Source organism: Alicyclobacillus contaminans DSM 17975, from assembly GCF_000429525.1.
Taxonomy (GTDB): Bacteria; Bacillota; Bacilli; order Alicyclobacillales; family Alicyclobacillaceae; genus Alicyclobacillus_A; species Alicyclobacillus_A contaminans.
This window is the reverse complement of record NZ_AUCA01000064.1, coordinates 1-10231: the sequence shown is the minus strand read 5'-3', so window position 1 is coordinate 10231 and position 10231 is coordinate 1. Positions and strand designations below refer to the sequence as shown.

Below are 10231 nucleotides of genomic sequence, written 5' to 3'. Positions count from 1 at the left end.
CAACACATCCACCTGCATCGTGAGTTCACCGATCTTAGCCCGAGCCTCCTGCAACTCTTTCTCCAGCTCCTGCTCCCTCGTAGAGGGTCCGGACTGAAGCCCAGCCCGTCCACCAGTCAGGAACGCTTCACGCCACCTGTAATACAGACTCTGGGCCACGCCATGCCGCCGACATACCTCGCTGATATTCGCACCGGGCATCATGCCCTCGAGCACGATGTTCATCTTCTCGTCCACTGTCCACTTACGTCCCGGCATCATAAACACCTCTACTTCATCTTAACCCATCCCTTCTGTCTGGGTTGACTCTGGGGCCAGTATAAAGAAGAGAAAACATAAAATGATTGACGGAGGAGATAGTACTTGTGTTTTTTTCGATGAGGGTTTTAGCTTGGTACATTTAGAAGGCGTTACTTGTACGAGACAACCAACGCAGTTGCCAGATTACGTCCGGGTTTCGTGATGTATTGCCCGTTAAAATACAATCCAGTAGAACTTCCGCCATCCATATTCATAGCTTCTTTCAGGCCTAAATGCTGTACAATTTTTGCTTCGGTGGACAATGTTGCCGAGTGAATTGTCCCTAAAATCAAGTCACCGCTTGAATCAATTCCGACAAAAGTTCTAAGCGTGTTGCTGTTTAACAGGGTCGGATCAGTAAAACCCTCCACTTTCGGATTTAATACGATTTGATTATTGTTGACTAGCATGGGGCCAGCTCCGATGGCGTTTGGAAATTGAGAAAAATTGATTGGGCTACCGCTCAGACTCTCAACATTCACCGCAAAATTTGCTGGATCTCCGACATGAATTCGATTTAAAAGGGTTTTACTTTCCCCGCTTCCGAGCTCAAAAACAAAACCACTGCCAGGAATCGCAGTAACTCCTCGTGATACGCTGTCGACTCGATTGTGCTTAATTACAACTACAGTGGCGCTTTTATCTTTGGTTGTCTTACCAAAGTACGGAGTTAGAATATCTACACGATTGGTATTAGTACTCGGCACATTCAGGCACCACGGCCAGAGCTGAGAAATCGGATTTGTTCCATCCTGTACGGTTGCCGATAGAGACTCTTTCGCCTGTGTCATCGTCAGTTGACCATTGTTACCGATACCAAGAATGGTACCCTCCCCAATACTTTCAAATTGACCATTGATCTTGAGCGCTCCATCGGGAAACTCGTTGGACCATGAATTAAAGAATGTCCCATTCACAGCAACAATTGCCCCTGCATTCTTTGCCATGTTCGCAAGAGATGTCGTCGTCCCAAAAGTATGATTGGCAACCACTGGTCGGACAGAAACATGTGGATCATGCACATTGATACGCACATAATGAACCGGTTCCCCATCAATCACCACGTGGTGTGAGGTGATGGCTTGTTGCCAAGATGGTTTGGATGACGCGAACACGATGGATGAAAGGGATAAAAGTATCCCACAAGTGGCAGAAATGCCAAGGGCTATATGTTGTTTCCTCAACAGTTCGGTTCACCTCGCTGGAGTGTGATGGAGCAAACATCTATCACACATTGGGGCCGGAACCAGCCTTGTCCCATTCCTTGTAGATTTTTGTCGCCCTTTTCTCTGATCCGCAGTGTTCCGGCCCTAAGCCAGATGAGACTGTCAAGGTCTTTCATGGTTGTGCTGTTAATGTCGCATTCTTGGCAGACACATAACCGGTTATGGGCGTACCAGGGGTTGCACCCGAGTCGGCCGTTTGAGCACAGAATAGAATTTGATACATCCCGTTCGATGGACTTGCAGACTGTGCGACCACAAAATCTCCGCTATGGAGGGTAGCAATCTGATGCGTTGCATCAGACGAGCTGTAAACAGGGATGGACGTTTGTGTGCTTGTTGGGTTAGGGACTGTCAATCGATACACGTTTGTAAACTTCACATATTGCGAATCGACCCAACCTACATTGGCGATGTGATACCATGGCACAACGTACCCACCGGCCATGCCCTGCTCAATTTCATCAATCTCAACAGCTTGTCCTGCAGGTAGAGTCGGAGGTGCGGTGGTATCGATGTAGGTCGTCCACATGGAAAAACTCCACACACCATCCTGCTTCAATCCATGAGCCGCTTCAAACTTCTTGACTGCTGCCTCAGTGCTGGGGCCGAACTGTCCATCTACTGTCAAACCGGCTCCCATTTTCTTGTTTAAATATTTTTGGATTTCGACGACCGACTGTCCATAACTCCCATATTGAATGGGACCAAAATACATGTCATCTATACCATCGCTCATACTTGGAAAATATGGAACCCCCTTATAATAGGTGTTCGATTTCGTTTGGCCAGTGGCACCGTTTAGGTAGAAAACGGGCTCTGCAGTACTTTGGGGCTGAGGAACCGCTTGAGTCGAGGGGTATTGTTGGTACGCATTGACGCTCGATCCGACATACGAAGCGAGTTCATTCATGAGGCTGGCAATACTTGAAGCCCACTGTGGATCCGTCGCATAATTCACATTCATTCCGTTCAACGTAGGGGATACATATTCGCTTCCACCCGGCGTGAGATAGTTGTTACGAACTTCCCAGGCTTGAAAGCGAATCGCATAGTCATCGCTAGGAAACATCCCAGCGTCATCCCCTGGATTTGCGTCATACGCGCCGTAACCGAACAAGTTGTTTTTAGCCAATGCAATTTGGCTGCGTCCCCAATAGCTTTCTAATATGGCGTGAGAAACGAGATAGTTCGCGTCAACACCGTATGTATTTTGAGCATCGATAAACGATTGCCCCAACCCTGCCATTGGTGAGTTATTCTTTGTAAGAAACGAATTGATGCTCTGCGCATTGATATTACTAGGGGCCGAGAAGCGCAAGTCCACGTTGGTAAAGGACGGCGCCTTTACAGCTGCATCAAGTGCATTCCACGTTGCAGGCCCAACGATACCATCTACTTGCAAATGGTGTGCGCTTTGGAACGCCTTTACTTCCGCTTCAGTTCTCGGGCCAAAATCTCCATCCACGGATCCGACGGAATAACCCAATTTATTCAAATCTTGTTGGAGTAATACAACGGCTGAGCCGGTAGAACCATAGCTCAAAACTGGGTGTGCAACGGTCTGGGCATATGCTATGCACGGGGCTGTCAGGAAAGAAAGGGCCGGCAACGTCATACCTACGATGCGACGAGAGTTCTTCATTGTATACCTCCTAATAATATTTGGAGTGATAATAGGTGGGCGTTAGGAGAGGTAAACAACGCATACTTCCTAGAAAGAACATTCGTTAGTTCAGCGCGATGCGCGTAATGTACCGACTGTGAATGAATACGCAGTACCCATATATTAATCTAATGGTGCATTCTTCTTCAAATCTACGCAGGACAAAGCCGTGTCAGTTTTGATGGTGCACCAATCCATCGACACTTAAGAGACTCCTGTTCGGGGACTGGACAACCGTCGTGACGATGTACACGCACTGCTTGTGATGAAATGTGGTCAAGATGTGGAGATTTGCTGTTGTTTTTATGGATCTCAGGCTTTCCTAATCTGTGGCGACCTACAATACTCTCGTAGAGATCACATACGTAAGGGGAAGTCGATATGAAGCGAACGAAGTGGATTCCAGTGCTCATGGGTGGCATTGTATTGATGAGCGTGACCGGGTGTGGTGCGGGATCGGCTGGAAATACGACATCCACAGGAGCGGCCAACTCCAGCGGGGCCGCGTCGATGAATCATCGCGTGGGGCAACGCGGCGCTTTTCAGCCCAACTTCACCATGACCACGAATCCGTCCTCTGTTTCGGCGGGTAAGGCGTTCACCATGACCTTTGCCATGCAGCGGCCGAACTCGGGTGCGAATCATCCGAACGGCGGCGCAAATAGGGGAGGATCCAGCGAACATCATGTTGGGAATTGGGCCGGATCGCAAGGAGGAAATGGACAAGCGCCCGCCCAGCCGGAGGGGATCGTCCAGATTACGGGGAACGGGGTGAATGAAACCATCCACTTGACGGATGAACGCGGCAGCTTTACCGGTCAGGCGACCCTCGCGAAAGCGGGAACCTACCAAGCCGCGTTTTCCATGACCATGGGATCTCGTCAGTTTCACAAAGATTTTACCATCCAGGTGCATTGAGCATCGACGTCCCCGATGTGGGACGGCCAGAGGGAGGACGCACACTGTAGTGGGCGTCCTCTTTGCGCAGCGGCCATGGCCCTTTGGAACAGTCGGGGCCGATATGGCCATCCAGCCACAGCTTGCTCCATCCGCGAGGGAACTGAAATCAGCTCCCGTTGGTTGGATATCCGTTTGCCGACAGGGACACGATGTGCAGTCCCATCTTTTTCAGACCCTGGATGATGGCCGGTAACGCTTCCAGGGTCAGCTTTGTGTCGTGCAGGTCATACACCCCTCCGGACGGATGGCTCTCCAGGACCGAATGGACAATCTCCTCCGGGCTTTTTGCGGCCCAATCCCTGGGATCTCGATTCCACAATACCAATTCCATGCCGTTCTGCTTCAGAATACTGCTCGTGGTTCCGTTGAACGATCCGTACGGAGGACGAAACAGGGTCACCCGGTAGGGGACGTATTTCTCCAGTGCCGCTCGGGAGGCGAGGATTTGAAACCTCTGCTCTGCTGCACTGAGTTTGGTCAGTATGGGGTGCGATACGGAGTGAGATCCAATCACGTCACCGGCGGCCACCGCGGCTCGAATTCCCTCCGAGAACTGCGAGATGCGGCTGCTGACGAAAAAGAAGGTGACTGGAACACCGTATTTTTGAAAAACCCTGACAATATCCGCGGTATACGCCGTGGGGCCGTCATCAATGGTCAGCGCCACGTCCCCGCTGGGAACCTGGTACATCACACCGCCCGGCGATGTTTGGAGCACCCGTTTACCACTCGGCTTTGCGACCGCCCCGGCCTTCGTGTCAGATGACCTGCCGGCGTTGCCAACGGCCTTTTCCGCCCTCGCTGGCTTTTGCGGCGGCACTGGCCGAATCGTCTTCGCTGGGATGCTCGCGGCACGCTCCGTGGAACTGTACACCGGGTTCCCAACATTCGTCGTCGCGACGGTCGGGGGTGCCAACGTGTGGAATTCCTTCGTTGTAAATAGGCCGACGGGCAATGCCACGCAGAGCACAGTCACAGCGCCGACCCAGGGAAGCCACATCCGCCATTTCCGATGCGGTGCATCTGTCTCAGCCGTGGACAGATCTGTGTCCACTTCCTTCACGTCGTGGAAATCCGCATCGTTTGTACCGGCTCCCAACCCATTGGATGCGTCGGCCAGCGGATGCAGCTCCATCCGATGCAGGCGGGTCAACTGATGAAAGAAAACGTCCGATCCGCAAACCACCACCCTGCGGATGGCGTGCCCGTCGATGATGGAGATGGACCCATACCGTTTTCGCTTTCTCCGATGCCGGGAGGAGGCAAAGGATAGTCTGTACCTTTTCCCCGATGCAGGGAGATCCGGAATGGACGCTCGAATCCCCTGGTATGTAACGGAATCTATGCTCAGACGAAGCTGGGAAACCTCATCACCCTCGCGAAGTTGGCACAGGAGAAATGGACCGGATGTGTCCTTTCCAACATCGATGATCTCCAATATACGCAACATGGATCACCCTTTATCCCAATTTCCCGCCATTTCTCTACTGTTGCTGATTTTTGTTCCACTGGGAACCAGAGGCCGATCTAATGGCGAAGGAGGCCGCCCTTTGCGCCAATTCCTTCTCTCGCAGTTTTTCTCGCAGCCCATTGAACTTGTTCTCATTTTCTTCGCGATACACCGCGAACTCCTGTTTCAACTGTTCATACTTCATTTTTTGATCCGCGAGCACTTCCTGCATCTTGGCGTTCTCGCGGGAATGGTGTTCAATTTTTTGCTCCAGGTATTGATTTTCATTGGACAGGGTCTGTATCTTCGTCTTCATCTGATGCAGTTCTTCGTCGCGCTCCGCAATCTGGTTCAAGAGCACTTCCCGTGCTTCCAGCAATTCAAAAACCACGCCCAGAAACTTGTTTCCGAGCGGGTCATCCGGAGCAATCTTCGGTGTGGACAGGTTGGATTCCGAACGGTGTTCCGCAGCGGCCACCTCGCCGATGTCTACTTGTGTTACCCAATCCCCCTTGTTTCGCGCATTGTTTTCCGAATCCTCTACCAAATAAGCGCATACCCCACCGCACCTCGATTTTCATATATCTATGTAAAAGTGCATTAAACCCCTTTGAGATCCCACCATTATTGATTATACTAAAATATTGTCGCATTTTGTAGGGCTATTCCGATGATTTATTGATTTTGTCGAATGCAACCATCTGCGCTTGTATGACGTCTGTTCATTGGCGACATCCCCTCACCGTTTTCCTTTTCATTCTCCCCACATATTCGCCGACGTTCTGCAAAGCGTAAAATATCACTGGCAACGTTCATTGCTTATCGTCATGGCATCTCCATTCATTCAGGAAGGGATACATCTGTGGGTATATCATCGTGTTGGGTGAGGGGATTTTTGTGCTCCGATTCATGATCCGGATGGTGAAACTCTGTGTCTGTCTGTGCATGTTGGGCTGTGTCGCCTGGTTTGGGTTGAAGTTCTACTTTGCACACATCAACCCCATTGTGCCGCGAATCCGCAGCGACGTCACGGCCCAGGTGCGAGCACATCAAAGCCGGTTTCTCACATATCAGCAGATACCTGAGGTGTATCGGAATGCGGTGATTGCGACAGAGGACAGGCGCTTTTTCAAGAACGTCGGCGTGGATTTCCAGGGGATGGCACGTGCCATCACGGTGGACATCCGAGAACAGCGGCCTCTGCAGGGTGGCTCCACCATCACGCAGCAGTTGGTGCACAACACCCTCCTGAGCACCACGCCCAAATCCCTGATGTGGAAGGTGAAGGAAACCCTGTACGCCATCGGTGTGTACGATACGATGACCAAGCAGGAGATCTTTGCGCTGTACGCCAACGACATCTATTTCGGGCATGGTGCCTATGGTTTGTACGCTGCAGCGCAAACGTACTTCGGCAAGGCGCCGTCTGAACTCAACGCCGGGGAACTGACGCTGCTTGCCGGACTGCCGAACGCCCCAAGCGACTACGATCCGTTTGTGAACATGCAGTTGGCTCGCGAGCGGCAGCGGATGGTGGTTCAGAGCATGGAGGCTGATGGGATGATCACACAGGCTCAGGGGGCGCAGATCTTCAGCCAACCGATACGGTTGGCATCAGTTTACTCATCCAACCCTAATGTTGAGTAGTTATATTGTCATGGGTGCGCTTCTCCATTCTGCTTGCAGCACAACAAGCAGGAGCTTCGAGATCCGTAGACCCGTCATACCGCATGACGTACAATGGAATCGACAAGTGAACACAAACGTGTCCTCGTTAGGCGAGGCGTCTATGTGAACACAGGCCACTGCTCAGAAACGTCGAAAGACGCCAATGGGTAGAACAGGTACTGCCGGATTAAGGCTTTACTCAACGTGGCTGAGTGAAACTCTCTACGTCACATAGTGCTGAAGCTCAACTAGAGGGGACCATGCCGCGCTGTGTGATGTGCACTGTATCTGTCCCCTAACGCCAGTTGGGGGATTTTATTTTGCCCGAAACGGTGTCCGCCGCGCCGTGGTAACGAGCGAACGAGGACCGCAGGTTACGCTGCGCGGGGGTGGGCATACCAGGGACGTGGGCAAAGGGGGGAAGGCGATGAAAATCGGATCGACGTTTTATCTGAGTCGCGTGCTTGGGAATCGTGTGTATACGCCGAACGGTGAGGTGGTTGGGCGGCTCAAGGACTTTGTGGTAGATGCAGATGCCATTCGGCCCAAGGTTATCGCGGCGCGCATTCGCGGTCGGCGCGAATCGCGGTTTGTCGCGTTCGAGGCCCTGGACATCGAAAAAGTGAACGCGCAATACCGGGTCACGTGCAGCGATGTCACCCCGGTATCGAACCGCGCGCAGAGCACATTCATGCTGGCCAAGCATGTGTTGGATAAGCAACTGATTGATGTGGACGGGCGCAAGCTCGTTCGCGTGAATGATTTACGGCTCGCCACGTTGTCTGGCGGCACGTACGTGATTGCGGTGGACGTTGGCTTTGAGGGCTTTCTGCGGAGATTGGGGGTGGCGAAGCCGATCAAAAGATTGTTGAAGCCGCTCCGACTGTCTATTCCATCGAACCTGTTGCTGTGGGACGAGGTGGAGACCGTTGACTTCGGGCAGAAGGGGATTCGATTGTCGAAGGGATCCTCCAAATTGGCGACGATGCATCCCTCCGACCTGGCGGACATCCTGGAAGAGTTGGATGTGAAATCGCAGCTTGACGTGTTTACCTCGCTGGACGAGGAAACGAAGTTGGATGTGTTGGAGGAAATGGAGACCGAAGCGCAGGTGTCCGTGGTGGAACAGCTGACCGTTCCACAGGCGGCCGCCATTCTCGAGAAATTGCCGTCCGATGAAGCTGCGGACATTCTTGAGGAGTTGGAGGAGGACCGTGCGAATCAAATCATGGAGGTGATGCATCCAGCATCCACGGCTGCCATCCGGACGCTGCTCCAATACCCAGAGGATTCGGTGGGCAGTGTGATGACCACGGATTACGTGGCATTCGCGGCATCCGTCACAGCGGGGGAGGCACTGGCGGCGTTGCGAACCATGAGGCCAGAGGCGGACCGGATGTACTACCTGTACGTGGTGAACCAGGACGGGCGGTTGGCAGGCGCTGTGTCCCTGGGCGACGTGATTCTGGCGGAGCCGTCGGAAAGGCTGGGGAGCTTGGCGGACGAGAACATCGTCTCGGTTCAGGATACCGACGATGAAGATGTGCTCTTTGATGTGTTTGAAAAATACAACCTGCTGGCGGTCCCTGTGGTGGATGATACCAAGACCTTGGTCGGGATGGTCACGGTGAATGACGTCCTGAGCCTCGTCAAGAGATCGCGTAGGGGACGGTTCTGAAGGGGGGGTATTGCGTGGCATTGCGTACATGGTTTCAGCGGTTGCTGTTTTTTCTGGCCCTCATTGGGCCCGGCATCATCACGGGCAGTGTGGACAATGACGCCGGCGGTATCACCACGTATTCGGTGGCGGGCGCGACGTATGGCTATCACATGATCTGGACTTTGATTCCGGCCTTTGTGGCCTTGCTCATTGTGCAGGAGATGAATGCCCGCATGGGCATCGTGACCGGGAAGGGGCTCGCAGATCTCATTCGGGAAAACGCGGGTGTCAAGGTTACGTTTTTCATTTTTATTGGGCTGCTGCTGGCTGACATTGGAAACACCATGACGGAGTTTGCGGGTGTGGCCGGCAGCATGCAAATCTTCGGTGTGAGCAAATACATCGCCATTCCCATCACCGCTTTCGCGGTCTGGCTGCTGGTGGTCAAAGGATCTTATCGTTTTGCGGAAAAAGTGTTTCTCATCTTCAGCGCTGCCCTATTGTCTTACGTGGTGTCCGCATTGGCCGGGAAACCGAACTGGGGGGCCATCGCGGCGGCGACGATGCATCCGCACATCCCTTTCAACCACGACTCGGTGTCCATGGTGATTGGGCTGGTGGGGACCACCATTGCCCCGTGGATGCAGTTCTACATGCAATCGGCGGTCATAGAGAAAAACCTCCGCATCGAAGACTACAAGTACACGCTCGTGGATGTGGTGGTTGGATGTGTAGCGACCGTCGCCGTGGCGTTTTTCATCATGGTGGCGTGCGGATCGACCCTGTTTGTGAATGGACATGGAACGCAGATTGCAGACGCGAAGGACGCGGCCATCGCCCTGAAACCGTTGGCCGGCGCCATGGCATCCCAGATTTTTGCATTCGGCTTGTTTGTCGCGTCCGTGTTTTCGGCCACCATTCTGCCGGTGGCCACGGCGTTCTACGTGTGTGAGGCGTTTGGGTTTGAGGCGGGCATCGAGCGCAGGTGGAAAGAAGCGCCGCAGTTTTACGTGCTGTATACCATTATTCTCGCGCTCGGCGCCGGAATTATCTTAATTCCGAACGCGCCGCTCATTACCATCACCCTGTGGTCTCAGCAGGTGAATGGCATTTTGCTGCCTGTGGTCCTCATCTGCATGATGCTGCTGGTCAACAACCGGGACATCATGGGCAGCATTCCTGTAATGAAATAATTTCGGGTTTGAGGCAATAAAAAACTCCTGATAGTGTTGGGTTGTCGACACTCACCACTAATCAGGAGGTAGATCTACAGCATGAGTATAACCCAGAACAGCAAGATTCGC

General features: G+C 52.7%; 9 protein-coding genes and 1 riboswitch. Of the genes, 4 read left to right on the top strand and 5 right to left on the bottom strand.

The features are described from left to right. The 3 genes from G463_RS0116060 to G463_RS0116055 all read right to left on the bottom strand — a co-directional run. On the bottom strand, positions 1–258 hold a 258-nt coding region (locus tag G463_RS0116060), incomplete at its 3' end, for a transposase (protein ID WP_026975967.1). Positions 259–410: 152 nt separating this feature from the next. Next, positions 411–1484 carry a phosphodiester glycosidase family protein gene (locus G463_RS20975; protein ID WP_245575929.1) on the bottom strand — a complete coding sequence of 358 codons (1074 nt, stop codon included), beginning with the start codon at positions 1482–1484 and terminating at the stop codon, positions 411–413. Positions 1485–1638: 154 nt separating this feature from the next. Further along, complete coding sequence (locus tag G463_RS0116055) at positions 1639–3168, bottom strand: peptidoglycan-binding protein (RefSeq protein WP_026975966.1); 1530 nt, start codon at positions 3166–3168, stop codon at positions 1639–1641. 402 nt (positions 3169–3570) lie between these two features. On the opposite strand from G463_RS0116055, the gene G463_RS0116050 reads away from it, so the two are divergent. Then, positions 3571–4107: a hypothetical protein gene (locus G463_RS0116050; RefSeq protein ID WP_026975965.1), complete on the top strand. Its 537-nt coding sequence runs from the start codon at positions 3571–3573 to the stop codon at positions 4105–4107. 148 nt (positions 4108–4255) lie between these two features. Here G463_RS0116050 and G463_RS21995 read toward each other — a convergent pair whose 3' ends face one another. Next, complete coding sequence (locus G463_RS21995; protein ID WP_169725493.1) at positions 4256–5596, bottom strand: polysaccharide deacetylase family protein; 1341 nt, start codon at positions 5594–5596, stop codon at positions 4256–4258. A gap of 37 nt (positions 5597–5633) precedes the next feature. Then, positions 5634–6146: a hypothetical protein gene (locus G463_RS0116040; RefSeq protein ID WP_026975964.1), complete on the bottom strand. Its 513-nt coding sequence runs from the start codon at positions 6144–6146 to the stop codon at positions 5634–5636. A gap of 350 nt (positions 6147–6496) precedes the next feature. On the opposite strand from G463_RS0116040, the gene G463_RS0116035 reads away from it, so the two are divergent. From G463_RS0116035 to G463_RS20965, 3 genes are all read left to right on the top strand, one after another. After that, a complete protein-coding gene (locus G463_RS0116035) occupies positions 6497–7246 on the top strand; it encodes a transglycosylase domain-containing protein (RefSeq protein WP_245575928.1) in 750 nt (249 codons plus the stop codon). 116 nt (positions 7247–7362) lie between these two features. Then, positions 7363–7530: riboswitch (M-box (ykoK) riboswitch) on the top strand. A 164-nt stretch (positions 7531–7694) separates the two neighbouring features. Continuing rightward, on the top strand, positions 7695–8945 hold the full coding sequence (locus G463_RS0116030) for a magnesium transporter (RefSeq protein WP_026975962.1): 1251 nt from the start codon (positions 7695–7697) through the stop codon (positions 8943–8945). A gap of 14 nt (positions 8946–8959) precedes the next feature. Continuing rightward, positions 8960–10120: an Nramp family divalent metal transporter gene (locus G463_RS20965; RefSeq protein ID WP_084171816.1), complete on the top strand. Its 1161-nt coding sequence runs from the start codon at positions 8960–8962 to the stop codon at positions 10118–10120. Positions 10121–10231 lie beyond the last annotated feature (111 nt).

What these genes read in the sequence shown, in the direction of transcription:
- G463_RS0116055 (WP_026975966.1), bottom strand. Translation starts at nt 3,168, where the DNA reads ATGAAGAACTCTCGTCGCATCGTAGGTATGACGTTGCCGGCCCTTTCT.
- G463_RS0116050 (WP_026975965.1), top strand. Translation starts at nt 3,571, where the DNA reads ATGAAGCGAACGAAGTGGATTCCAGTGCTCATGGGTGGCATTGTATTG.
- G463_RS0116030 (WP_026975962.1), top strand. Translation starts at nt 7,695, where the DNA reads ATGAAAATCGGATCGACGTTTTATCTGAGTCGCGTGCTTGGGAATCGT.